Genomic DNA, 521 nt, shown 5'->3' on the forward strand with positions numbered 1-521 from the left:
TTCACCAGTAATAAAGATACTCGCTTTACTGCTAGCGGCAGAGTCAATGGTGCGATAGACCTGCTGCATGGTTTGGCTGCTGCCGATAAAACCTTGGTAATTCTGATTACCCGGATTATCTGCTTCATTTTTTAGCTTAGTTGCTTTGCGAATTGCGTTGTTGACCGTAACACGCAGACGGTCTGCTTCACACGGTTTGATCAAAAAGTCTTGAGAGCCATGACGCATCGCTTCTACCGCTGTATCGATAGAGCCATGAGCCGTCATGAAAATGATCGGCACATCTGGATGACTCTTTTTAACGGCGTGCAAAACATCCATCCCCGTCATATCAGGCAGACGAAGATCGAGAAGAATAAGATCTGGAATTCGATGATTGAGACTTTCAATGGCATCTCTACCTGTACCGACAATATTAATGTCGATCCCTAACGGCGTGAGGTACGAGCGGTATAACGCCGCAACCGATGCTGTATCCTCAACCATCAGAAGGTAACGAGATTTTTGGCCTTCAGTTTTTT

At 45.7% G+C, this 521-nt stretch carries 1 protein-coding gene; it reads right to left on the minus strand.

What is annotated here, in order from left to right; genetic code table 11:
- Positions 1-521: response regulator (locus R7R78_RS29370; RefSeq protein ID WP_225474995.1), on the minus strand; the 521-nt coding region annotated here is incomplete at both ends.

This window comes from Vibrio sp. 2134-1, assembly GCF_033339495.1.